The organism is Pseudomonas sp. 1D4, from assembly GCF_001728925.1.
In the GTDB taxonomy this organism is placed as follows: domain Bacteria; phylum Pseudomonadota; class Gammaproteobacteria; order Pseudomonadales; family Pseudomonadaceae; genus Metapseudomonas; species Metapseudomonas otitidis.
Map to the genome: position 1 here is coordinate 136,827 of NZ_LXJQ01000005.1, position 20,984 is coordinate 157,810.

General features: G+C 66.3%; 25 protein-coding genes and 1 pseudogene. 13 read left to right on the forward strand and 13 right to left on the reverse strand.

The window, feature by feature from the left end:
• Positions 1–85 precede the first annotated feature (85 nt).
• Together pap and A7D27_RS04415 are read right to left on the reverse strand one after the other, a co-directional pair.
• Positions 86–1,573, reverse strand: a complete 1,488-nt coding sequence (gene pap, locus A7D27_RS04410; RefSeq protein WP_069559726.1) for a polyphosphate:AMP phosphotransferase — start codon at positions 1,571–1,573, stop codon at positions 86–88.
• 110 nt (positions 1,574–1,683) lie between these two features.
• The gene (locus A7D27_RS04415) at positions 1,684–2,064 is read right to left on the reverse strand and encodes a hypothetical protein (RefSeq protein ID WP_069559727.1); all 381 of its coding nucleotides are present in this window, start codon (positions 2,062–2,064) and stop codon (positions 1,684–1,686) included.
• Between the two features lie 144 nt (positions 2,065–2,208).
• Between A7D27_RS04415 and A7D27_RS04420 the strand changes: the two genes are divergently transcribed.
• The 3 genes from A7D27_RS04420 to A7D27_RS04430 all read left to right on the forward strand — a co-directional run bounded on the left by A7D27_RS04420 (position 2,209) and on the right by A7D27_RS04430 (position 4,985).
• Entirely contained in the window at positions 2,209–2,775 is a 567-nt protein-coding gene (locus A7D27_RS04420) for a hypothetical protein (protein WP_177343734.1), read from the forward strand.
• 139 nt (positions 2,776–2,914) lie between these two features.
• Entirely contained in the window at positions 2,915–4,213 is a 1,299-nt protein-coding gene (locus tag A7D27_RS04425) for a serine/threonine protein kinase (RefSeq protein ID WP_069564189.1), read from the forward strand.
• Positions 4,206–4,985: a VacJ family lipoprotein gene (locus A7D27_RS04430; protein WP_069559730.1), complete on the forward strand. Its 780-nt coding sequence runs from the start codon at positions 4,206–4,208 to the stop codon at positions 4,983–4,985. The genes A7D27_RS04425 and A7D27_RS04430 overlap by 8 nt, the downstream gene beginning before the upstream one ends.
• 184 nt (positions 4,986–5,169) lie before the next feature.
• Here the strand turns inward: A7D27_RS04430 and A7D27_RS04435 are convergent, their stop codons facing one another.
• Together A7D27_RS04435 and A7D27_RS04440 are read right to left on the reverse strand one after the other, a co-directional pair.
• On the reverse strand, positions 5,170–6,360 hold the full coding sequence (locus tag A7D27_RS04435) for a patatin-like phospholipase family protein (RefSeq protein WP_069559731.1): 1,191 nt from the start codon (positions 6,358–6,360) through the stop codon (positions 5,170–5,172).
• A gap of 39 nt (positions 6,361–6,399) precedes the next feature.
• The gene (locus A7D27_RS04440; protein ID WP_069559732.1) at positions 6,400–7,320 is read right to left on the reverse strand and encodes a lipid A biosynthesis lauroyl acyltransferase; all 921 of its coding nucleotides are present in this window, start codon (positions 7,318–7,320) and stop codon (positions 6,400–6,402) included.
• A gap of 138 nt (positions 7,321–7,458) precedes the next feature.
• On the opposite strand from A7D27_RS04440, the gene minC reads away from it, so the two are divergent.
• From minC to lpcA, 7 genes and pseudogenes are all read left to right on the forward strand, one after another.
• Entirely contained in the window at positions 7,459–8,208 is a 750-nt protein-coding gene (gene minC, locus A7D27_RS04445; RefSeq protein ID WP_069559733.1) for a septum site-determining protein MinC, read from the forward strand.
• Positions 8,209–8,309: 101 nt separating this feature from the next.
• Positions 8,310–9,125: a septum site-determining protein MinD gene (minD, locus tag A7D27_RS04450; protein WP_069559734.1), complete on the forward strand. Its 816-nt coding sequence runs from the start codon at positions 8,310–8,312 to the stop codon at positions 9,123–9,125.
• A complete protein-coding gene (gene minE, locus A7D27_RS04455; RefSeq protein WP_044412541.1) occupies positions 9,122–9,376 on the forward strand; it encodes a cell division topological specificity factor MinE in 255 nt (84 codons plus the stop codon). Before minD ends, minE begins: the two co-directional genes overlap by 4 nt.
• Positions 9,377–9,430: 54 nt before the next feature.
• A pseudogene (locus A7D27_RS04460) lies at positions 9,431–10,069 on the forward strand (RluA family pseudouridine synthase); the annotation flags it as partial.
• A gap of 106 nt (positions 10,070–10,175) precedes the next feature.
• Positions 10,176–10,757 carry a trans-aconitate 2-methyltransferase gene (locus tag A7D27_RS04465; protein WP_069564191.1) on the forward strand — a complete coding sequence of 194 codons (582 nt, stop codon included), beginning with the start codon at positions 10,176–10,178 and terminating at the stop codon, positions 10,755–10,757.
• Positions 10,758–10,879: 122 nt separating this feature from the next.
• Positions 10,880–12,169 (forward strand): M18 family aminopeptidase, encoded by a 1,290-nt coding sequence (locus A7D27_RS04470; RefSeq protein WP_069564192.1) that lies wholly within the window; start codon positions 10,880–10,882, stop codon positions 12,167–12,169.
• Between the two features lie 11 nt (positions 12,170–12,180).
• Positions 12,181–12,768: a D-sedoheptulose 7-phosphate isomerase gene (gene lpcA, locus A7D27_RS04475; protein ID WP_069559738.1), complete on the forward strand. Its 588-nt coding sequence runs from the start codon at positions 12,181–12,183 to the stop codon at positions 12,766–12,768.
• A gap of 45 nt (positions 12,769–12,813) precedes the next feature.
• Here the strand turns inward: lpcA and A7D27_RS04480 are convergent, their stop codons facing one another.
• The 8 genes from A7D27_RS04480 to ttcA all read right to left on the reverse strand — a co-directional run bounded on the left by A7D27_RS04480 (position 12,814) and on the right by ttcA (position 18,287).
• The gene (locus A7D27_RS04480; RefSeq protein WP_069564193.1) at positions 12,814–13,554 is read right to left on the reverse strand and encodes an NAD-dependent deacylase; all 741 of its coding nucleotides are present in this window, start codon (positions 13,552–13,554) and stop codon (positions 12,814–12,816) included.
• Between the two features lie 59 nt (positions 13,555–13,613).
• Positions 13,614–13,934, reverse strand: coding sequence for a hypothetical protein (locus A7D27_RS04485; RefSeq protein ID WP_069559740.1), 321 nt, complete (start codon positions 13,932–13,934; stop codon positions 13,614–13,616).
• Positions 13,935–13,937: 3 nt separating this feature from the next.
• The gene (locus A7D27_RS04490) at positions 13,938–14,597 is read right to left on the reverse strand and encodes an O-methyltransferase (RefSeq protein WP_069564194.1); all 660 of its coding nucleotides are present in this window, start codon (positions 14,595–14,597) and stop codon (positions 13,938–13,940) included.
• A gap of 20 nt (positions 14,598–14,617) precedes the next feature.
• Complete coding sequence (locus tag A7D27_RS04495; protein WP_069559742.1) at positions 14,618–15,148, reverse strand: C40 family peptidase; 531 nt, start codon at positions 15,146–15,148, stop codon at positions 14,618–14,620.
• A gap of 166 nt (positions 15,149–15,314) precedes the next feature.
• Positions 15,315–15,908, reverse strand: a complete 594-nt coding sequence (locus A7D27_RS04500; RefSeq protein ID WP_069559743.1) for a C40 family peptidase — start codon at positions 15,906–15,908, stop codon at positions 15,315–15,317.
• Between the two features lie 65 nt (positions 15,909–15,973).
• Positions 15,974–16,747: an NAD-dependent deacylase gene (locus A7D27_RS04505; protein WP_069564195.1), complete on the reverse strand. Its 774-nt coding sequence runs from the start codon at positions 16,745–16,747 to the stop codon at positions 15,974–15,976.
• A 30-nt stretch (positions 16,748–16,777) separates the two neighbouring features.
• Positions 16,778–17,449 (reverse strand): DNA-3-methyladenine glycosylase I, encoded by a 672-nt coding sequence (locus tag A7D27_RS04510; protein ID WP_069559745.1) that lies wholly within the window; start codon positions 17,447–17,449, stop codon positions 16,778–16,780.
• 13 nt (positions 17,450–17,462) lie between these two features.
• Positions 17,463–18,287 (reverse strand): tRNA 2-thiocytidine(32) synthetase TtcA, encoded by an 825-nt coding sequence (gene ttcA, locus A7D27_RS04515; RefSeq protein WP_069559746.1) that lies wholly within the window; start codon positions 18,285–18,287, stop codon positions 17,463–17,465.
• Between the two features lie 143 nt (positions 18,288–18,430).
• Here ttcA and A7D27_RS04520 point away from each other — a divergent pair, with 143 nt between their 5' ends.
• The 3 genes from A7D27_RS04520 (at position 18,431) to A7D27_RS04530 (ending at position 20,406) form a co-directional block, all read left to right on the forward strand.
• Positions 18,431–19,024: a DNA-J related domain-containing protein gene (locus A7D27_RS04520; RefSeq protein WP_069564196.1), complete on the forward strand. Its 594-nt coding sequence runs from the start codon at positions 18,431–18,433 to the stop codon at positions 19,022–19,024.
• 153 nt (positions 19,025–19,177) lie between these two features.
• Positions 19,178–19,777: a Yip1 family protein gene (locus tag A7D27_RS04525; protein WP_069559793.1), complete on the forward strand. Its 600-nt coding sequence runs from the start codon at positions 19,178–19,180 to the stop codon at positions 19,775–19,777.
• A 134-nt stretch (positions 19,778–19,911) separates the two neighbouring features.
• The gene (locus tag A7D27_RS04530; RefSeq protein WP_069559748.1) at positions 19,912–20,406 is read left to right on the forward strand and encodes a SprT family zinc-dependent metalloprotease; all 495 of its coding nucleotides are present in this window, start codon (positions 19,912–19,914) and stop codon (positions 20,404–20,406) included.
• A 10-nt stretch (positions 20,407–20,416) separates the two neighbouring features.
• On the opposite strand, the gene A7D27_RS04535 is transcribed toward A7D27_RS04530, so the two are convergent.
• A complete protein-coding gene (locus tag A7D27_RS04535; protein WP_069564197.1) occupies positions 20,417–20,755 on the reverse strand; it encodes a tryptophan synthase subunit beta in 339 nt (112 codons plus the stop codon).
• Positions 20,756–20,984: the final 229 nt, after the last annotated feature.

Consider the following 20,984-nt stretch of genomic DNA (forward strand, 5'->3'; position numbering starts at 1 on the left):
GGGTCCATTGACGATGAGGGCGAGGATAGATGCCGACTATCCTCGCCCGCGACGATCATTCACCCGGCGTATGCGCGCCCATGGTTCAGGACGTGCGGAAAGCGGCCTCCAGGGCGTCATTGATGGTGCGCAGCACTTTCACCCGGGCAAAGCGCTTGTCGTTGGCCTCCACCAGCGTCCAGGGCGCGATCTCGGTGCTGGTGCGGTCCACCATGTCGCCCACCGCGCTGACGTACTGGTCCCACTTGTCGCGGTTGCGCCAGTCTTCCTCGGTGATCTTGTAGCGCTTGAACGGGGTCTGCTCGCGCTCCTTGAAGCGCTTCATCTGCTCGTCCTTGTCGATGGCCAGCCAGAACTTCACCACCACGATGCCGTGGTTGTGCAGTTGCTCCTCGAAGTCGTTGATCTCGCTGTAGGCCCGCAGCCAGTCGGCCTGGCTGCAGAACCCCTCGACCCGCTCCACCAGCACCCGGCCGTACCAGGAGCGGTCGAAGATGGTGAACTGCCGACGCGGCGGCACATGCCGCCAGAAACGCCACAGGTAGGGCTGCGCGCGCTCCTCCTCGGTGGGTGCGGCGATGGGTACGGTACGGTACTGGCGCGGGTCGAGGGCGCCGGTGACACGGCGGATCGCCCCGCCCTTGCCGGCGGCGTCGTTGCCCTCGAACACCGCCATCAAAGCATGGCTGCGGAAGCGCTTGTCCCACATCAGCTTGGCCAGGCGTGCCTGCTCCAGCGCCAACTGTTCGTGGTACTCGCCCTTGTCCAGGGACAGGCCGAGGTCAAGGGCGTCCAACAGGCTGCGGTTGTCCAGGCTGGCGATCAGCGGTGCGGCATGGGGTTGTGGCTGGGGACGGTCCTTGCGCTTGAGCGCTGCCTGCAGGCCCTCCAGCAGGATGCGGCCGACGCTGAGGCTGCGGTATTGCTCGTCCACTCCTTCGATCACGTACCAGGGCGCGTAGTCGCGGCTGGTGCGACGCAGCATGCGCTCACCGAAGCGCACGAAGCGCTCGTAGGTCTCGCTCTGCTTCCAGTCCAGCGGGTTGAGCTGCCAACTGCGCTGGGGGTCGCTTTCCAGGGTCGCGAGGCGCTGCTTGAGCTGCTTCTTGGAGAGGTGGAACCAGAACTTGAAGATCAGCGCGCCCTCGTCGCAGAGCATCCGCTCGAAGCGTTCGGCACCGTCGATGGCCTGGTCGAAGCGGGCATCCTTGATGTCGCCCTCCACCCGGGCGTGGAGCATCTGGCTGTACCAGTTGCCGAAGAAGATGCCGATCTGTCCCTTGGGCGGCAGCTTGCGCCAGAAGCGCCACTGCGGCGGCCGCGCCAGCTCCTCATCGGTGGGGGTGAGGAAGCTCTCGACATGGATCAGGCGCGGGTCCATCCACTCGTTGAGCAGCTTGACCGTCTCACCCTTGCCGGCCCCCTCGATGCCGTTGATCAGGATGACCACCGGGAAGCGTGCCTGCTGCTTCAGCTCGAACTGCGCCTCCAGCAGTGCCTCGCGAAGCTCCAGCACACCTTTCTCGTAGGTGTCCTTGTCGATGGAATGGCCGATTTCCGCAGATTCGAACATGCGTCTCTCCCTGGTTGATCGGGAAAAAATAGCGGAACCGGCGTGAGCGCGTACAGAACGGCGTCAATAAAAAGGGATGCCTCGGCATCCCTTTCCAGTGACATGGGCCATCAGGCCGTGGCTGGCGTTCCCAGCGGACGGCGCACCAGCCGCAGGGCTGCGATCACCACGGCGAACACGCCGATGCTGGCGCTGTACAGCACCATGGCCGGCAGGGCCAGCAGCATGCCCAGCACACCCAGGCGCCAGCCGGCGCGGCCGGGCAGGAAGAAGGCCACCAGCGCCAGGGCCAGGGCACCCAGGGCGATCACCCGGTGGTGGATCAGCAGGCCCAGGCCGGCACGCAACTGGCACTCCCAGCGCTGGGCATCTTCCACGCAGAGCCCGACCCACTGGGCATCCTCCATCAGCGCATAGCGCAACCCGTAGCTGCCGGCCAACCAGAGGGCGAACAGCACCAGCAGGGCAATGAAGGGGAAACGGCGGGACATGGTTCTCTCCGGTGGATGAAAAGCGGCGCCAAGGATAAACCGCCGCAAGCCTTATGCAAGGTGCTTCGCACAATTGTGACGAGGGGCAGGGCGACGGGTCCCGCCTCGCTACCAAGGCGCTGATTCGCCACTACACTGCGCCCCATGAACCTGTCCCGCTTCGTCTACTTCTGCGCGGCGCTGGGCGTGGCCTGGATGCTCTACAGCATGGTCCGCCCCACCCCGCACGCACCACCGGCCAATATCGTCGCCGGGGAACTGCGTGTGGGCCAGGACCGCATCACCCCGCTGCAGCCCTTCCAACTGGAGGCGCGCATCCTCGGTCGCGAGGACTACCGCTTCGACACCGGTGCCCGCCTCTCCCCCACCGACCTGGCCCTGGGCTGGGGGCCGATGGCCGACCCGGCGGTGCTGGCACAGATCCGCATTACCCAGGGCAACCGCTGGTACCGCTGGTCCACCGAGCGCTTCCCCATACCCCGGCGGGAGATCGAGATTCACAGCGCCAACATGCACATGATTCCGGCCACGGCGCAGGTCGCCCGCGACCTGGCGGACGTGGCACCCGGCCAGCGCATCCGCATCAGCGGGCAACTGGTGCGGGTGGACGGCGACGACGGCTTCACCTGGGTCAGCTCGCTGACCCGCGAGGACACCGGCAACGGCGCCTGCGAACTGGTCTGGCTGGAGCGCATCGAGCGCCTGGACTGAGCCACCCACGGCTGGGTTCTTGCCAGCCTGGGTCAGGGCAGGCAGATTGCCACTCGCTGCGGCACTTTGCTGCGGTTGCGCTTGTCATAGCCTGCGTACTTCACTCGGCCCCCACGCTTCAGCCACGAGAACGACCCACATGGCCCTGAACCGCCGTATCGCCGCCCTGCTTGGCGGCCTGCTTTTCTGTGCCCCGCTGTGGGCGGCCGACATCGACGCGGCCAGCTACGGCTACCCGCTGACCAATCCGTTCGAGGCGACCATCGCCACCACGCCGCCCGAGCTGCGCCCCAAGCTGCCGGACAACGAGGACATCGACCAGGCCGACTACTCGCTGAGGCTGCGCCCCGAGCGGGAGTTCCAGTTGCCGGACAACTTCTGGCCGGTGCGCACCCTGGGCTATCGCCTGGCCAAGCAGGACCACGCGGCGCCGCTGGTGTTCATCATCGCCGGCACCGGTGCGCACTACTCCAGCACCCTGGTCGAGTACCTGAAAAAGCTGTTCTACGGCGCCGGCTTCCACGTGGTGCAACTGTCCTCGCCGAGCAGCTACGACTTCATGGCTGCCGCCTCGCGCTTCGCCACCCCCGGCCTTTCCACCGAGGACGCCGACGACCTGTACCGGGTGATGCAGGCCGTGCGCGCGCAGCACCCACGCTTGCCGGTCACCGACTTCTACCTCACCGGCTACAGCTTGGGCGCCCTGGAGGCGGCCTTCGTCAGCCACCTGGACGAGACCCGGCGCAGCTTCAACTTCAAGCGCGTGCTGCTGCTCAACCCGCCGGTGAACCTCTACACCTCCATCACCAACCTGGACCGCCTGGTGCAGACCCGGGTGAAGGGCATCGACACCAACACCAACTTCTATGAAGTGGTGCTGGGCAAGCTGACCCGCTATTTCCAGCAACGCGGCTATATCGACATCAACGACGCGATGCTCTACGACTTCCAGCAGTCCAAGCAGAAGCTCTCCAACGAACAGATGGCGATGCTGATCGGCACCTCGTTCCGCTTCTCCGCCTCGGACATCGCCTTCACCTCGGACCTGATCAACCGTCGCGGGCTGATCACCCCGGTGAAGATGCCCATCACCGAAAGCACGAGCCTGACGCCTTACTTCAAGGGCGCGCTGCTGTGCGACTTCGACTGCTACATCACCGAACAACTGATCCCCTTCTGGCGTGCGCGCTTCGACGGCGGCAGCCTGACCCAACTGATCGACCAGGTGAGCCTCTACGCCCTGGAGGACTACCTCAAGGGCAGCAGCAAGATCGCGGTGATGCACAACGCCGACGACGTGATCCTCGGCACCGGTGACCTGGGTTTCCTGCGTCGCACCTTCGGCGACCGTCTGACCGTCTACCCCCTTGGCGGGCACTGCGGCAACCTCAACTACCGCGTCAACAGCGACGCCATGCTGGAGTTCTTCCGTGGCTAAGTACGCACTCCTGCCCGCCCTGCTGCTGGCCAGCCTGCCGGCATTCGCCGCCCCCCCGGCCGAGCCCGTTGCCGACCCGGACGGCTTCACCCAGCCATTGCGCCAGCTCCGCTTCAACCCCGGCCTGGACCAGCGCGAGTTCGAGCGCTCGACCTTCGACGCCCTGGAGGTCTACGACCCGCTGGAGTCCTGGAACCGCCGCGTCTACCACTTCAACTACCGCTTCGATCAGTGGGTGTTCCTGCCCGTGGTGCGTGGCTACACCTACGTCACGCCGCGCTTCGTGCGCAGCGGCGTGAGCAACTTCTTCAGCAACCTCGGCGACGTGCCCAACCTGGTCAACAGCCTGCTGCAGTTCAAGGGCCAGCGCTCCATGGAGATCACCGGGCGGCTGCTGCTCAACACCACCGTCGGCGTAGTCGGCCTGTGGGACCCGGCCACGATGATGGGCCTGCCCAAGCAGAGCGAGGACTTCGGCCAGACCCTGGGCTTCTACGGTGTCGGCGCCGGCCCCTACCTGATGCTGCCGCTGCTGGGGCCGTCGAACCTGCGTGACACTACCGGCCTGGTGGTGGACTTCGCGGCGGAGAACCAGATCAATTTCCTCAACGTGGCGCAGGTGAGCAGCGACCACCCGGAAATCACCGCCCTGCGCATCGTCGACAAGCGCTACACCACCCGCTTCCGCTACGGCCAGCTCAACTCGCCGTTCGAGTACGAGAAGATCCGCTACGTCTATACCGAGTCGCGCAAGCTGCAGATCGCCGAATGACGGGGTCGGCCCCGCCCGGCAACCGGGCGGGGAGTACATCGGCTGCTCATCCGCTGTTTCGATTGCAACCACGCAAAGTCACGCACCCACCATCCAATTCGCTGAATTAGCATCGCCCGATCCGTTATCCAGGGAGGCTCCCATGAGTGCCTGTCGCCAGCTTCTTGCGCAACGCTCCGGCCAGCTAGGCCGGTTCGGGCAGCGTGGCGTCCTCGGCCAGGCCGAGGAATGCCTGCAATTCCAGCTTCTGCGCCATCGCGTCCTGGTAGCCCAGCTCGATCAGCTCATTGCAGTAGCCGGCCTCGAACAGCAGGTAGCTGATCACGCCGGCGCCACTGGCCTTGGTAGCGCCCGGTCCGCGTAGGAAGGTGCGGATGGCGCGGGGCAGCTCGCGTCGATGGCGGGCGGCAATTTCATCCAGCGGCCGACTGGGCGACACCACCAGCACCTCCACCGGCTTCATCCCCAGGCTGCGCCGATGGGCCTCGTCGGGGATCAGGCGGCTGAGCTGGTTGATGCGTTCCAGCAGCTCGATGTCGCTTTCCAGGTTGTCGATGAAGGTGCTGTTGAGCATGTGTCCACCGATCTGCGCAAGGCTCGGCGGGTTGCCGGTGCCGAGACGGGCCATGCCGTTGTCGCGGGCATCCTCCCTGGGATTGCCGCTCACCCCCACCACCAACACCCGGCTGGCCCCCAGGTGCAACGCCGGGCTGATGGGCGCCGACTGGCGCACCGCACCGTCGCCGTAGTACTCGCGATAGAGCTTGACCGGCGGGAAGATCAGCGGGATCGCGGCGCTGGCCATCAGGTGCTCGACGCTCAGCCGGGTCGGCACACCGCCACGGCGGTGGCGGAACCAGGGGTCGATGGTGGCGCGGCCTTGATAGAAGGTCACGGCCTGGCCGGTCTCGTAGCCGAAGGCGGTCACCGCCACGGCTCGCAGTTGGCGCATGCGGATGGCCGCAGCGATGCCGGAGAAATCCAGCTCACGCTCCAGCAGGGTGCGCAACGGGGCGTTGTCCAGCAGCGCCACCGGCGAGTGGCGGTTCATGCCCAGCAGGCTGTGGCCGAGGAAGCGCAGGCTCTGGCGCATCACCCCGGGCCAGTCGCTGCGATACACCTGGTGCGTCTCGAAGCCCTGCCAGACGGCGGTCAGGCGACGGATCGCCTCGCTGAAATGCAGGGCACCGCAGGCCAGGCCCACGGCATTGATGGCGCCAGCGGAAGTGCCGACGATCACCGGGAAGGGGTTGCACGCCGCATTCGGCAGCAGGTCGGCGATGGCAGCCAGCACCCCCACCTGGTAGGCCGCCCGGGCGCCGCCCCCGGAAAGGATCAGGCCTGTGACGGGTGTGGCGGCGGGGGTCGAGGTCATGGCGGGGTCCGCTGTTTTTCTCGCAAGTGTAGGCCAGCGCTAGTAGAGCTTGGGCTCGCCCTCGGGCCGGCTCTTGAAGCGCCGGTGCGCCCACAGGTACTGCTCGGGCAGGCGGCTGACCTCCTGCTCGATCCACTGGTTGATGCGGATGCAGTCGGCCTCTTCGCTCTCACCAGGGAAGTCCGCCAGCGGCGGGTGCACCACCAGGCGATAGCCCGAGCCATCGGCCAGCCGCTCCTGGGTGAAGGGCAGCACCTTGGCACGGCCCAGGCGGGCGAACTTGGTGGTGGCGGTGACGGTGGCGGCGGTGATACCGAACAGCGGCACGAACAGGCTCTGCTTGGCGCCGTAGTCCTGGTCCGGCGCGTACCAGATGGCACGACCGGCACGCAGCACCTTGAGCATGGCGCGCACGTCCTCGCGCTCGATGGCGGTGGCGTCCAGGTTGTGGCGCTCGCGGCCCCGGCGCTGGATGTAGTCGAACAGCGGGTTCTTGTGCTCGCGGTACATGCCGTCAATGGTGTGCACCTGGCCGAGCAGCGCCGCGCCGATCTCCAGGGTGGTGAAGTGCAGGGCCATGAGGATCACGCCCTGCCCTTGCGCCTGGGCCTGCTGCAGGTGCTCCAGGCCTTCGATGTGGGCCAGGCGACGCAGGCGCGCGGCCGGCCACCACCAGCTCATGGCCATCTCGAAGAAGGCGATGCCGGTGGAGGCGAAGTTCTCCCGCAGCAAGCGCTCGCGAGCCTCCGCCGTCATGGCCGGGAAGCACAGCTCCAGGTTGCGCCGGACAATGCGCCGACGCGAGCCGGCCAGCCGCCCCATCCAGCCCCCGAGAATACGCCCGAGGCGCACCAGCACCGGATAAGGCAGTTGGGTGAGCAGCCAGAGCAGCCCAAGGCCCAGCCACAGCGGCCAGAAACGCGGGTGCAGGAAGGCGGCACGGAAACGGGGACGTTCCATCGGGATTCCGAAGCAGATCGACAAGGGCCGGCATTCTACAGAATTGCCCGCCGCTCGGCCTCCCCGGCACGGAATCCGGGTTGCGACGGCGGGTCGATATCGCTATAAGTCCTGCCCACCGAACCCCGCAGAACGACCATGAGCCAAGCTGACCTCCTCGACCAAGACCCCGTGTTCCAACTCAAGGGCAGCATGCTCGCCATCACCGTGATGGAACTGGCACACAACGACCTCGAACGGCTGGATCGCCAGCTCGCGGACAAGGTCGCCCAGGCCCCCAACTTCTTCCAGAACACGCCGCTGGTCATGGCCCTGGACAAGCTGCCCGAGGGCGAAGGCGAGCTGGACCTGCCAGCGCTGATGGAGATCTGCCGCCGCCACGGCCTGCGCACCCTGGCCATCCGTGCCAGCCGCGAGCAGGACGTCGAGGCCGCCAATGCCCTGGACCTGCCGGTGCTGCCGCCCTCCGGCGCCCGCGAGCGCCCCATCGACCCGGTTGAGCCCGGCGCCGTGAAAAAGGAAGAGAAGGCCCCCGAGAAGCCGCCGGAGCCGGTGGTCCGCCCCACCAAGCTGGTGACCACGCCGGTGCGCGGCGGCCAGCAGGTCTACGCTCCCGGTGGCGATCTGGTGGTGCTCGCCCCGGTGAGCCCGGGTGCGGAACTTCTGGCCGACGGCAACATCCATGTGTACGGCCCGATGCGAGGCCGCGCCCTGGCCGGCATCAAGGGCAACACCCAGGCGCGGATCTTCTGCCAGCAACTGGCCGCCGAACTGGTTTCGGTGGCCGGCCAGTACAAGGTCGCGGAGGACCTGCGCCGCGATCCGTCATGGGGCCATTCCGTGCAGGTCAGCCTGTCGGGGGATGTGTTGAACATCACCCGCCTTTAACGGATACTGCCGCGATTTTAAGGGACCTGAACGGGCGCCAGGACGGCCGATCCCGGGCCTGCAGGCTACCCGCCATTACTACTTCTTTGGGGTGAATCACCTTGGCCAAGATCCTCGTTGTCACGTCCGGCAAGGGTGGCGTCGGCAAAACCACCACCAGCGCCGCCATCGGCACCGGCCTCGCACTGCGCGGCCACAAAACCGTCATCGTCGACTTCGACGTCGGCCTGCGTAACCTGGACCTGATCATGGGTTGCGAGCGCCGCGTGGTGTACGACTTCGTCAACGTCATCAACGGCGAAGCGTCCCTCACCCAGGCCCTGATCAAGGACAAGCGCCTCGACAACCTCTACGTGCTGGCCGCCAGCCAGACCCGTGACAAGGACGCCCTGACCATCGAAGGCGTCGGCAAGGTCATCGAAGAGCTGGCACAGAACTTCGAATACGTGGTCTGCGACTCCCCCGCCGGTATCGAGAAGGGCGCCCACCTGGCCATGTACTACGCCGACGAAGCCATCGTGGTGACCAACCCCGAAGTCTCCTCGGTACGCGACTCCGATCGCATGCTCGGCCTGCTGGCCAGCAAGTCCCGCCGCGCCGAGAAGGGCGAGGAGCCGATCAAGGAGCGTCTGCTGCTCACCCGTTACGACCCCGAACGCGTCACCAAGGGCGAAATGCTGGGCGTGGAGGACGTCGAGGAAATCCTCGCCATCCGCCTGCTGGGCGTCATCCCGGAATCCCAGGCGGTGCTCAAGGCATCCAACCAGGGCATTCCGGTCATCCTCGACGATCAGAGCGACGCCGGTCAGGCGTACAGCGATGCCGTCGACCGCCTGCTCGGAAAGGAACTGCCTCACCGCTTCCTCGATGTGCAGAAGAAAGGATTCCTGCAACGCCTTTTTGGAGGCCGTGAATGAACATTCTTGACTTCTTTCGCGAGCGGAAGAAGCAGAGCAGCGCTTCGATCGCTAAAGAACGACTTCAGATCATCGTGGCCCACGAGCGTGGCCAACGCAGCCAGCCGGACTACCTGCCGGCCCTGCAGAAGGAGCTCGTGGAGGTGATCCGCAAATACGTCAACATCGACCAGGACCAGGTCCAGGTCATGCTGGAGGACCAGGGCAACTGCTCCATCCTCGAGCTGAACATCACCCTCCCCGATCGTTGATCGGCGGGTGAGCAAGGACGGCGGCCTCGGCCGCCGTCGTCATTTCCGGTACCCCAGATGCCCCTCTCGCAGATCCAGATACTCCACCAGGACCCGGCCTTCCTGGTCATCAACAAACCGACGCTGCTGCTGTCCGTCCCCGGCCGTGCCGAGGACAACAAGGACTGCCTGATCACCCGCCTGCAGCAGAACGGCTACCCGGAGGCGCTGATCGTGCACCGGCTGGACTGGGAGACCTCGGGCATCATCCTGCTGGCCCGCGACCCGGACAGCCACCGCGAGCTGTCCCGCCAGTTCCACGACCGCGAGACCGAGAAAGCCTACACCGCCCTGTGCTGGGGCCAGCCGGAGCAGGACAGCGGGCGCATCGAACTGCCCCTGCGCTACGACCCGCCGACCAAACCACGCCATGTGGTGGACCACAAGCAGGGCCGCCACGCCCTGACCTTCTGGCGCGTACTGGAGCGCTGCGGCAACCACTGCCGCGTCGAACTGACCCCGGTGACCGGCCGCTCCCACCAATTGCGTGTGCACATGCTCGCCATCGGTCATCCGCTGCTGGGCGACCGCCTGTACGCCCACGACGAAGCCCTGGCCGCCCACGAACGCCTGTGCCTGCACGCCAGCATGCTCGCCTTCACCCACCCGGTGAGCGGCGAACGCCTGCGCTTCGAGTGCCCCGCGCCGTTTTGAGCCGAGCGACACCGCCTACAGGGCGTTGCGCTCCGGCATGGCTCCGTCCCCCACCCGGTCGTGGCACCATAGCGCCCCCTGTCAGTGCATCGCCGACACAGGAGCTGTGACCTTGCCCAAGACCACCTACTACAACGCCACCCAGGGCGCCCCGCCCTGGCCGGCGCTGCTGATGGCCATCGAAGCCCTCGGCCGCCCTGGCACCCGTGGCATCGACCTCGGCTGCGGGGTCGGCCGCGACACCCTGGAAATGCTCCGCCGTGGCTGGGAGGTGGTGGCCATCGACCACGAGCCCGAAGCCATTGAACGACTGCTCAGCCAGGTACCGCCCGAGCAACTGCCACGCCTGCAGGCGCACTGCGCCCGCTTCGAGGACAGCGAGCTGCCAGCCGCCGACATCGTCAACAGCGCCTTCGCCCTGCCCTTCTGCCCCCCAGCGGACTTCCCGGCCCTGTGGCAACGCATCGACGATGCCCTGGCAGGCGGCGGCATCTTCTGCGGCAACCTGTTCGGCGAGCGTGACGACTGGGCCGGCCCCGGCTTGACCATCCTCAGCGAAAAGGAAGTGCTCGCCCTGTTCGCCGGCTGGGACATGCTGCACTTCGAGGTGATCGACCGCGAAAGTACCACCGCCCGCGGCATCACCAAGCGCTGGCACCTGTTCTCGGTGGTCGCCCGGCATCCCTGAGTACGCCCAGGCAGTTGCCGGGCCGGCACTATCGCCGCATTAGTGAGAATTCACTGGTCTGCGCCTCCTAATCATCGAGCCCGATGGGATAAACTCCGGCCCACTGCCGCCTGGAGTGTTTTATGCGCGAAGAGTTGAACCAGGGCCTGATCGATTTCCTCAAGGCCTCGCCTACCCCTTTCCATGCCACCCGCAGCCTGGCCAAGCGCCTGGAAGCCGCCGGCTACGTGCATCTGGATGAGCGCGAAGCCTGGCGTGTCGAAGCCGGTGGTCGCTACTACGTGACCCGCAACGACTCCTCGCTGATCGCAGTACGCCTCGGCAAGCGCGCCCCCCTCGAAGGCGGTCTGCGCCTGGTCGGTGCCCACACCGACAGCCCGTGCCTGCGCATCAAGCCCAATCCCGAACTGCACCGCCAGGGCTTCTGGCAACTGGGCGTGGAAGTCTACGGCGGCGCCCTGCTGGCGCCGTGGTTCGACCGCGACCTGTCCATCGCCGGCCGTGTCACCTACCGCTCCGCCGGGCGCGTGGAAAGCCAGTTGGTGGACTTCCAGGCCCCCATCGCCGTCATCCCCAACCTGGCCATCCACCTCAACCGCGAGGCCAACCAGGGCTGGGCGATCAACCCACAGACCGAGCTGCCGCCGATCCTGGCCCAGTTGGCCACCGGCGAGACCCGCGAATTCCGCGACCTGCTGGCCGAGCAATTGACCCTGGAACACGGCGTCACCGCCGACGCCGTCCTCGACTACGAGCTGAGCTTCTACGACACCCAGGACGCCGCCGTGATCGGCCTGGGCGGTGACTTCATCGCCGGCGCCCGCCTGGACAACCTGCTCTCCTGCTACGCCGGCCTGCAGGCACTGCTGGCCGCCGAGGGCGACGAAAGCTGCGTGCTGGTCTGCACCGATCACGAGGAAGTGGGCTCCTGCTCCGCCTGCGGCGCCGACGGCCCCTTCCTGGAGCAGGTGCTGCGCCGCCTGCTGCCCGAAGGCGACACCTTCGCCCGGGTGATCCAGCGCTCGCTGCTGGTTTCTGCCGACAACGCCCACGGCGTGCACCCCAACTACGCCGACAAGCACGACGGCAACCACGGGCCCAAGCTCAACGCCGGCCCGGTGATCAAGATCAACAGCAACCAGCGCTACGCCACCAACAGCGAGACCGCCGGGTTCTTCCGCCACCTGTGCCTGGAGAACGAAGTGCCGGTGCAGAGCTTCGTCACCCGCAGCGACATGGGCTGCGGCTCCACCATCGGCCCGATCACCGCCAGCCAGTTGGGCGTGCGCACCGTGGACATCGGCCTGCCCACCTTCGCCATGCACTCCATCCGCGAACTGGCCGGCAGCCATGACCTGGCACACCTGGTGAAGGTGCTGTCCGCGTTCTACTCCAGCCACGATCTGCCTTGAAGGGAGTCACCATGCTGAGCCACATCCGCAACAGCCTGGAGGAAGCCAGGCGCGCCCTGGACGCCTTCATCGACAACGAAGCGACCCTGCGCAACATCGAACGGGCTGCCGACCTGCTGGTCGCCAGCTTCGAGAACAAGGGCAAGGCGTTCTCCTGCGGCAACGGCGGTTCGATGTGCGACGCCATGCACTTCGCCGAGGAGCTGACCGGGCGCTACCGCAAGAACCGCCCGGGGATCGCCGCCATCTCCATCAGCGACGCCAGCCACATCAGCTGCGTCGCCAATGACTTCGGCTACGACCACATCTTCTCCCGCTACATCGAGTCCCACGGCCGCGAAGGCGACGTGCTGCTGGCCTTCAGCACCAGCGGCCGCAGCCCGAACGTGATCAAGGCCGCCGAAGCCGCCAAGGCACTGGGCGTGAAGGTCATCGCCCTGACCGGCAAGCCCGGCTCGCAACTGGAAGCCCTGGCGGACGTGTGCGTCTGCGCGCCGGGCGGCGACTTCGCCGACCGCGTGCAGGAGCTGCACATCAAGGTGGTGCACATCCTCATTGAGCTGGTCGAACGCAAACTGGCTCCGCAGAACTACACCTGACCCTCTCGCGCCGTTGCGGCATCGGCCGCAGCGGTGCGCCCTTCCCTATTCCAGCCGATCGAGGCTCGCCAGCAAGGCCGGCAGCACCTCGCCCGCCGGGCCGTGCAGGCACAGGTCGGCGTGGGCGCTGAGCGGCGTCGGCTGCGGGTTGATCTCCACCAGGTAGGCACCCTGGTGCCGGGCCAGGTAGGGCAGCTCCGCTGCCGGGTAGACCAGGCTGGAGGTGCCGATGCTGAGGAACAGGTCGGCCGCCTCGCTGGCCTGCGCCGCCCTGGCCAGCACGGGCGCCGGCAGGTTCTCGCCGAACCACACCACGGACGGGCGCAACAGCCCGCCGCACGCGCAATGCGGCACAGGCCCCACCTCCTCCGGCCATTCGCCGCCCTTGGCTCCACAGCGGAAGCAGTGCAACTGGTGGATGTTGCCGTGCAGCTCCAGCAATTCCGCGCTGCCGGCCCGGTCATGCAAGCCATCGACGTTCTGAGTGATCAGCACCGTGCCTGGCAGGCGCAACTGCAGAGCGGCGATGGCCCGGTGAGCGGGGTTGGGCTGCGCCTCCAGGCAGCGCTCCCGGCGCCAGGCGTACCAGTCCCAGACCCGTTGCGGGTCCGCGCGGAAGCCATCAGGGCTGGCCAGTTGCTCGGGGTTGTAGCGCGCCCAGAGACCGGTCTGAGCCTCACGGAAGGTAGGTATCCCGCTCTCGGCAGACACCCCGGCTCCGGTGAAGATCACCAGGCGCTGGCTGCGGGCAAGGCGTTGGGTCAGTTCGGCGGGGATCGGCTGCATTCCGCGCACCTCGGTCAAAAGCGCCATTGTGCCCGCTTCGGTCAGACCAAAAAACGGCGTCAGTGACGCGGCGAGAACCCCGGAGGCTTGGTGGCCAGCCAATCGACGAAGGTGCGCAGGTCCGCGTGGGTCATCAGTGCCTCGCGGGTGTTGTAGGTGAGCGCCAGCTCCTTCTCGGTGAACAGCCGGTGAATCTGGTTGTGGCAGGGCCGGCAGACCCAGAGGGTCGCGGTGATGCGCTCGCTGCGGTCGAAGCGTTTGCGCACGTAGGGCTTGTCGTGCAGGGCCTTGGGAATGAGGTGGTGGCGGGTCAGCAGCGTGGCACGCCTGCAGAGTTCACAGGCGTCGGGCTGGGGCGGCAGGCGGATGACCTCGGCCATGGCTCAGCGCTTGCGGCACAGGGTCAGGCCGTCGCCCAGAGGCAGCAGGCTGATCTCCACCCGCGGGTCGTCCCGCAGGGCGCGGTTGAGCGCCTGGATGCCACGGGTGTCATCACTGTCAGGCTCGGCCTGCAGCACCCGGCCGCTCCACAGCACATTGTCGAACAGCACCAGCCCGCCGCGGCGCACCAGGCGCAGGGCGTGCTCCAGGTAGCGCGGGTAGTTGGCCTTGTCGGCGTCGATGAAGACCAGGTCGAACGCCTCACCCCCTTCCTGTTCGAGTGCCTCCAGGCAGGTCAGGGCTTCGCCGGTGCGTAGCTGGATGCGCGCGTCGACACCGGCCTCGCGCCAGTAGCGCCGGGCAATGGTGTGGTAATTCCCCGCCCGGTCCAGGCAGACCACAAGACCGCCCTCGGGCAGCGCCTCAGCCATGACCAGCGCGCTGTAGCCGGTGTAGGTGCCGACCTCGAGAACACGCCGCGCGCCCAAGAGCCGCACCAGCAACGCCATGAACTGCCCCTGCTCGGGGGCGATCTGCCAGTTGGCCGTCGGCAGGGCAGCCGTTTCGGCACGCAGGCGCTCCAGCAGGGGCGACTCGCGCAGACTGACATCGAGGAGGTAACGGTGGAGAGCGTCGTCGAGGGTCAAGGTTCGGTTGGTCATGGCGGGACCGCAGTTAGCCGTCAGAGAGTGCGCGCCAGCCTCGGCTCCGCCAGCACACGCTTGGCATTGAGGTAACTCTTCTGCCAGTAGCGGTTGGACAGGCTGTCCAGGCGCACCGTTCCGCCGCTCGACGGCGCGTGGACGAAGCGCCCTTCGCCGACGTAGATGCCGGCATGGCTGACCTGGCCACCGCCGTTGGTGGCGAAGAACACCAGGTCACCGCTCTGCAACGCATCCTGCCCCACGTTGGGCGCCCGCATGGCGATCAGTTCACGGGTCGAACGCGGCAGCTGGATGCCAGCGGCATCGCGGTACACGTAACCGATCAGGCCGCTGCAATCGAAACCGCTGTCGGGGGTGTTACCGCCGTAGCGGTAGGGCGTGCCCACCAGGCCCAGCGCGCGGAACAGCACGTCCTCGGCTTCGGGCGAAACCTGGGCATTGCTGAAGACGGGCGGGGTGTAGACGGGCTCGGGAGTCGGGGCGTGGCCGGAACAGGCAGCGAGGGTGGCAGCCAGGGCGATGAGGGAAAAACGGAGGAAGGCGCGCATGGCAAGTCAGTCCTGACTTGAGGTTTGCACGCTAATGTGCTGATCCAGTTCAAATAATGCAAGCAAAAAGCCATCGTTCAGCGCAACCCCAGCGACGACCGGCACCAGAACGCCCCAAACGAAACGGCCCGGACAATGTCCGGGCCGTCAGGGTGAAGCAGATCGATCAGCGGTGCAGCGGGTGGGTCGGCTGCGGAGAAGCCTGGGCGAGTACGCGCTTGGCTTCCATGTAGCTGGCGCTCCAGTAGCGATCATCCAGGCTGTCCACACGCACACCGCCGCTGCGGTGACTGGAGGAATGGATGAACTGGTCGTCGCCGATGTAGATGCCGGTATGGCTGACGCGGCCACGGCCACGGTTGTTGAAGAAGACGATATCGCCAGGCTTCAGCTCGTTGCGGGAAACCAGCGGGGCGTCGAGGTTGATCATTTCGCGGGTGGAGCGCGGCAGTTGAATGCCCGCCTCTTCCTTGAACAGGAAGCCGACGAAGCCGCTGCAATCGAAACCGGTCTTCTCGGAGCGGCCACCGAAACGGTAGGGCGTACCGATCAGTTCGAAGCCACGTTCCAGCAGGCCATCGGCCAGCGACGGCAGCTCGTAGGGCTCATCGTCAGTGAAATCTGCCAGTTCCTGGGCGGTCGGTTCTTCGACCTGGGGCTCCTGGATGGCGACCGATTGCGGCTTGGGCGAAACACCGGCGCAGGCGGTCAGCAATACAGCGAATGCGAGGGGCACGAGGGGTGCGAAGCGCTTGAGCATGGGCACGACCGTGTCGATTTTTGAAGAAGGCGCGACTATGCCCTCTATCAATCTGATTTGCAAATTTAATCGATCGAAATGTGACTCAGGAGTTCTTCAAGGACATCTAATGCGCGACCCTTGAGATGCACCTGCACAACGGGGGAGAGATCGGTGACGGCGGGGTTGATCTCCGCCGTGAAGCCGCCTTGCTGGCGAGTGCGCAGGACGGGCTCGGAAATGTACGGAAAGCCAGCCGTGGTGCCGACTGCAAGCACCGCATCGAAGCCCTGGCGCAGTTGCGCGTAGAGGGTGTCGACCGCCTGTTCCGGCAGCATTTCGCCGAACAGAACGACAGGGGGGCGGAGGATACCACCGCACCCGTCGCAACGGGGAGGCAATTCCCGTTCCAGGTACTGCGACACATGGTCACTCTCCCGGCCGCAGGACTGGCAGAACAGCGGCGCCATCTCCCCATGGATCTCGATCAGCCGCTCCGCCGGTGACCCCGCCTGGCGGTGATAACCATCGATGTTCTGGGTCAGCACCCAGCATTGGGGCTTGAGCGCCTGCAAGCGGGCGATGGCCCGGTGCCCTCCATTGGGGCGGGCCGCCAGGCAGGCGCGCCCCAGCAGGGCGAGGTACTTCCAGCACAGCGCCGGGTCGCGCTGCAGCATCGGCCCGGAGATGGCCTCCTCGATCGGAATGCCCTCCTCCGTCACGCCGTTGTAGAGCCCGCCCAGCCCGCGGTAGGTCGGCAGGCCGGAGTCGGCCGAAAGGCCCGCCCCCGTGATCACCAGGATGCGCTCGGCCCGCGACAGAGCCTCGGCGACGCGGCGGATTCGGCTGCTCAGGTCCATCGGCTGCACTCCCTGGCCTTGCGGCCTCGATCAATGGTTGACGGTATGCGCCAGCATCACCGAGAGCTGGCACAGCGGTCGGCCGCTTTCCTCGTGCCAGCGGTTGAACGCTGCCTGCACCAGGGCCAGGTCTTTCTGGCTGGTGGGGGCCTTGTCGATCACACCCTGGGCCTTCAGCGCCGCCACCATGTCGTCGGTGGGGATGAAGGTGTCCTTGCCGGCCATCCGCAGGAAGCGCGGCGCCGACAACCCGCCGAGCTGATTGCCGTGCTTGGCCAGGTACTTCCACAGGCCGACCACATCGGTCACCGGCCAGTCGGCGATCAGCGCCCCGAAGCTGCCCTTCTCCCGCACCACGTCCAGCACGAACTGGGCATTGCGCGGCACGCTCTTGAGCTTGCCCAGGTGGCGGATCAGCCGGGTGTCCTGCATCAACCGCTCCAGGTGCTCGGCGCTCATCAGCACCACCTTCTGCGGATCGAAGCCGAAGAACACCTCTTCGAAGGCTGGCCACTTGGCATCCACCAGGCTGTGCTTGAGCCCGGCACGGAACACCCGCAGAGCCAGCAGCGACAGGTAGCGGTCATCGGGGATCGAGCGCAGCTCCGCGTCGGAGCGGGGCTGCGGCAGGCGCGCCTCCAGCGCTTCGGCCGAGCCGAAGCGGTTCAGGCAGTACGCGTGCAGCCAGCGATAGTCACGCATGCAGGCGCTCCGCTCAGAGGTTCACCAGGTCGAGGGTACGGGGCGTGGCGGTCTCGTCGATGCGCAGGTTGACGAAATCGAACAGGTTGCGGTCCGCCAGTTGCGACGGCACCACGTTCTGCAGGGCGCGGAACATGATCTCGGTACGCCCCGGCGACTTGCGCTCCCACTCGTTGAGCATCTCCTTCACCACCTGGCGCTGCAGGTTCTCCTGGGAGCCGCACAGGTTGCACGGGATGATCGGGAACGCCTTCAGCCGCGAGTAGGCCTCGATGTCCGCCTCGTTGCAGTAGGCCAGCGGGCGGATCACCACGTTGCGCCCGTCGTCGGCCAGCAGCTTCGGCGGCATCGCCTTCAGCGTGCCGCCATAGAACATGTTGAGGAAGAAGGTCTCCAGGATGTCGTCGCGGTGGTGCCCCAGCGCCATCTTGGTCGCCCCGATCTCATCGGCGTACGTATAAAGAGTGCCCCGGCGCAGGCGCGAGCACAGCGAGCAGGTGGTCTTGCCCTCCGGGATCTTCTCCTTCACCACCGAGTAGGTGTCCTTCTCGATGATGTGGTACGGCACGCCGATGGACTCCAGGTACTGCGGCAGCACGTGCTCGGGAAAGCCCGGCTGCTTCTGGTCCATGTTCACGGCGACGATCTCGAACTTGATCGGCGCGACCTTCTGCAGGTACAGCAGCACGTCCAGCATGGTGTAGCTGTCCTTGCCGCCGGACAGGCAGACCATCACCTTGTCGCCGTCCTCGATCATGTTGAAGTCGGCGATGGCCTCGCCGGCCTGGCGGCGGATGCGTTTCTGCAGCTTGTTCTGGTTGACCGAAAGGGTGCCCATGGTGCTCTGGAGTCCGGGTGCGATGCGAAAAGCTGGCCATTTTACGCACAAAGCACGCGCCGCCCCAGCCCCTCCAGAGCCCGGGCGACCACTTGCGGCCCCCATCGCATTCCGAGTGCAGTGCAACCTGCTAGGCTCGCCCGATGAATCACGACCTCGACCCCACCCAGGACCTCGCCGACCAGGTGCTCGACCTGCTGCGTGCCGCCCCCGAAGGCCTCGGCGAATTCGAGCTGATCAAGCGGCTCAAGGCCGGCCACAGCACCCACATCCCCCAGCTCGGCCTGAACGACCACCTGGTGCTGTTCCGCACCCACTTCCTGCTGTTCAACGCCCTCTACCGCCTGCGCGACCGCCTGCTGGCCGAACGCAGCGGCTGGCTGGCCATAGGCGCCCTGCACATCCAGCTGCTGCCCTACCAGGCCGGCGAAGCCGCCCTGGAGGCGTCCGACCCGCTGCGCGCCTACTACCTGGACATGAACCAGTTGCGCGACACCACCAAACGCGACGTCGACCGCCTGCTGGCCAGCTTCTGGACGCGCATGCAGGGCGGCGAAGAGAAGCGCGCCGCCCTGGAGCTGTTCGAGCTGGACACCGAAGCCCCGCTGGACCTCGCCGTGATCCGCCGCCGCTACCGGCAACTGGTCAGCCTGCACCACCCCGACCGGGGTGGCAGCACCAGCCGCCTGCAGTCGATCAACAAAGCGATGGAAATATTGCAACGCTATTACCACTGAGGGTTAAGCGCGATTTGCTCTAAAGCCCCGAGCAGCGGGGCCTCCAGCCTGCCCTATACTGCGACACAAGGTCGCAGGCCCAGCCCACTGGCAGGCCCGCACCCCGCGCCCCGAACAGGGGGCGGTCTCATAAAAAGAGAGGAGGTGTTCAGCATGATCCATCACGTCTGGGGGCTCTTCACCCATCCCGATCAGGAATGGCAGGACATTCGTGGCGAAGAAGAAAGCATCAGTCACATGTACCTCACCCACATCCTGATCCTCGCCGCCATCCCTGCAGTCTCCGCCTACATCGGCACCACCCAGGTCGGCTGGGCGATCGGCGACGGCGATCCTGTACTGCTCACACCCGCCAGCGCCCTGCAGATGACGGTGCTGTCCTACCTGGCCATGCTCGTCGGCGTCGCCGTCATGGGCGCCTTCATCCACTGGATGGCGCGCACCTACGACGCCTCGCCCACCCTCACCGAGTGCATCGTGTTCGCCGCCTACACCGCCACCCCGTTGTTCATCGGTGGCCTGGCCGCGCTCTACCCGCACCTGTGGCTGGGCATGGTCATCGGCACTGCTGCCATCTGCTACACGGTGTACCTGCTGTACGTGGGCATACCGACCTTCATGAACATCCCCAAGGACGAAGGCTTCCTCTTCTCCAGCTCCGTGCTGGCGGTAGGCCTGGTGGTGCTGGTGGCCATGATTGCTGCCTCTGTCATCTTCTGGGGCATGGGCGTCGGCCCGGTCTACATTCGCTGACCCGTCCACTCCGACCAGGGCCACCGCAAGGTGGCCCTTCTGTTTTCGCCTCCCGGCACACCCGCCACTCGGCAGGAGAACGCAGCAGGCGTCCACCGCTTTGGGCATAATCGCCGCACTCTGGAGTGCCCCTTATGCCCGAGCAGTTACACGCCCGCGTCGAAGCCTGCTACCAGCAGGCAGAAGCCTTCTTCCAACGCCCGTTCCCCCGCCCCGAGGTCAGCTTCAAGCTGCGCGGCCAGAAGGCCGGTGTTGCCCACCTGACCGAAAACCGCCTGCGCTTCAACCTGCAGCTGTACCGGGAGAACCGCGAAGACTTCCTGCGCCAGACCGTCGCCCACGAAGTCGCCCATCTGGTCGCCCATCAATTGTTCGGCCCGCGCATCCAGCCCCATGGCGAGGAATGGCAACTGATCATGCGTGGCGTCTACGAACTGCCGCCCAACCGCTGCCACAGCTACGACGTGCAGCGCCGCACGGTGAACCGCTTCATCTACCTGTGCGCCTGCCCCGACGGCGAATTCCCCTTCTCGCCCCAGCGCCACGCCCTGGTCGGCAGAGGACGCCGCTACTTCTGCCGGCGCTGCCGGGCCACCCTGCGCTTCAGCGGGGAGCAGCGGCAGGAATAGACCGCTGCCCTCAATACGGCAACGCCCCATCATCCGGCACCAGCCCCGACAGCCCCTCCACCTGCGCCCGGGTACTGGCCCGGTGCTGCAGCTTGTTGCGCGCGGCCTCGGGCAGATCGGTGAAACGCATCACCCCACGGTCCACCAGCACGTTCACCAGGTCCTCGATGACCCGCACAAGCTCCAGGTCCGAATGCTGCAGTGACAGCAGGTGCTCGTGCAGCGAGCGGCTCGCCAGCCAACTGCGCACCTCCGGGTCGGCTTCCGGCAACCGGTGGGTCATCCCCGGGAAGGCCTCGTGCTCCACCCGCAGCACCCGGCCCCGTTCGTCTCGTTGTACGTAGACCATCGACTTCACCCTCAGGTCATGGAAGTGATATCCGCCGCCATGCGGCATTGCGACCTCGGACGTTGCAGGGGCATCCAATACCGAATCACTGATGTGTTCAGGGCCAAGCTGATTACCGAGTTCTGCGGGTATTTTTCGTTTCGCCCTCCCGGGCGAGTCCCTTTTCCAATCGCTGGATCGCCAGCCCGGTGAAAAGGAACCAAAAAACTTGCCCCTGCATACGAACTAG

Bases quoted from the DNA above. Each gene is read 5' to 3' on its own strand.
- pap (WP_069559726.1), bottom strand. From the start codon at position 1,573: ATGTTCGAATCTGCGGAAATCGGCCATTCCATCGACAAGGACACCTAC.
- A7D27_RS04480 (WP_069564193.1), bottom strand. From the start codon at position 13,554: ATGCAGCCGATCCCCGCCGAACTGACCCAACGCCTTGCCCGCAGCCAG.
- A7D27_RS04510 (WP_069559745.1), bottom strand. From the start codon at position 17,449: ATGCGTGACTATCGCTGGCTGCACGCGTACTGCCTGAACCGCTTCGGC.
- A7D27_RS04440 (WP_069559732.1), bottom strand. From the start codon at position 7,320: ATGGAACGTCCCCGTTTCCGTGCCGCCTTCCTGCACCCGCGTTTCTGG.
- minC (WP_069559733.1), top strand. From the start codon at position 7,459: ATGAGCCAAGCTGACCTCCTCGACCAAGACCCCGTGTTCCAACTCAAG.
- A7D27_RS04470 (WP_069564192.1), top strand. From the start codon at position 10,880: ATGCGCGAAGAGTTGAACCAGGGCCTGATCGATTTCCTCAAGGCCTCG.
- ttcA (WP_069559746.1), bottom strand. From the start codon at position 18,287: ATGGGCACCCTTTCGGTCAACCAGAACAAGCTGCAGAAACGCATCCGC.
- A7D27_RS04535 (WP_069564197.1), bottom strand. From the start codon at position 20,755: ATGGTCTACGTACAACGAGACGAACGGGGCCGGGTGCTGCGGGTGGAG.
- A7D27_RS04490 (WP_069564194.1), bottom strand. From the start codon at position 14,597: ATGACCAACCGAACCTTGACCCTCGACGACGCTCTCCACCGTTACCTC.
- lpcA (WP_069559738.1), top strand. From the start codon at position 12,181: ATGCTGAGCCACATCCGCAACAGCCTGGAGGAAGCCAGGCGCGCCCTG.
- A7D27_RS04500 (WP_069559743.1), bottom strand. From the start codon at position 15,908: ATGCTCAAGCGCTTCGCACCCCTCGTGCCCCTCGCATTCGCTGTATTG.
- A7D27_RS04520 (WP_069564196.1), top strand. From the start codon at position 18,431: ATGAATCACGACCTCGACCCCACCCAGGACCTCGCCGACCAGGTGCTC.
- A7D27_RS04495 (WP_069559742.1), bottom strand. From the start codon at position 15,148: ATGCGCGCCTTCCTCCGTTTTTCCCTCATCGCCCTGGCTGCCACCCTC.
- minE (WP_044412541.1), top strand. From the start codon at position 9,122: ATGAACATTCTTGACTTCTTTCGCGAGCGGAAGAAGCAGAGCAGCGCT.
- A7D27_RS04485 (WP_069559740.1), bottom strand. From the start codon at position 13,934: ATGGCCGAGGTCATCCGCCTGCCGCCCCAGCCCGACGCCTGTGAACTC.
- A7D27_RS04415 (WP_069559727.1), bottom strand. From the start codon at position 2,064: ATGTCCCGCCGTTTCCCCTTCATTGCCCTGCTGGTGCTGTTCGCCCTC.
- A7D27_RS04425 (WP_069564189.1), top strand. From the start codon at position 2,915: ATGGCCCTGAACCGCCGTATCGCCGCCCTGCTTGGCGGCCTGCTTTTC.
- A7D27_RS04420 (WP_177343734.1), top strand. From the start codon at position 2,209: ATGAACCTGTCCCGCTTCGTCTACTTCTGCGCGGCGCTGGGCGTGGCC.
- A7D27_RS04525 (WP_069559793.1), top strand. From the start codon at position 19,178: ATGATCCATCACGTCTGGGGGCTCTTCACCCATCCCGATCAGGAATGG.
- A7D27_RS04505 (WP_069564195.1), bottom strand. From the start codon at position 16,747: ATGGACCTGAGCAGCCGAATCCGCCGCGTCGCCGAGGCTCTGTCGCGG.
- A7D27_RS04435 (WP_069559731.1), bottom strand. From the start codon at position 6,360: ATGACCTCGACCCCCGCCGCCACACCCGTCACAGGCCTGATCCTTTCC.
- A7D27_RS04530 (WP_069559748.1), top strand. From the start codon at position 19,912: ATGCCCGAGCAGTTACACGCCCGCGTCGAAGCCTGCTACCAGCAGGCA.